The following is a 491-nucleotide window of genomic DNA, read 5'->3' as shown; positions in this document are numbered from 1 at the left end:
GTATATAGATATTTGCCTAGATAATGGATTAGATAGAGATATCCCTTGGATGGAAGATTTATTTTTGGATATTGTTTTGTTACCTTCTGGAGAAGTATTTCTAAAAGATGATGATGAACTTGAAGAGGCTGTTGTAAAGGGAATAATTGATAAGTCCCTTTACAATTTAGCTTGGGATGAAGCAAACAATCTTATTAAGTTAATACATAACAGAAGCTTTGAATTGCTAAATTTATCAATTGAACATAAGGAAATCTTAGTCAATCAATTAAAATAGCTTTATTGATTTCAAGACTAGTTATTCAAGTAAAGAGCTTTTTTTGAACTTTAGTGTATGTAGAAATTAATTGATGTATGATACGGCAGTATGTTTATTAGTCACCTTGAATCATTACTCAGGTAAGATTTGTATAAAAACTAATAATTCTACATAATTGTGAAGCTGTACACCTATTGAACTAACGGGCAGGTTAGTTTTACAGGAATAGTTT

Annotated in this window: 1 protein-coding gene; it reads left to right on the top strand. The window is 29.3% G+C overall.

Going from position 1 to position 491, the window contains the following annotated elements; translation table 11 throughout:
- A partial coding sequence (locus IE222_RS26180) for a DUF402 domain-containing protein (protein ID WP_191277314.1) occupies positions 1 to 277 on the top strand: 277 nt, incomplete at its 5' end.
- Positions 278 to 491 lie beyond the last annotated feature (214 nt).

This window comes from Neobacillus kokaensis, from assembly GCF_014656545.1.
Taxonomy (GTDB): Bacteria; Bacillota; Bacilli; order Bacillales; family Cytobacillaceae; genus Neobacillus; species Neobacillus kokaensis.
This window is presented reverse-complemented; position numbering and strand designations above follow the sequence as displayed.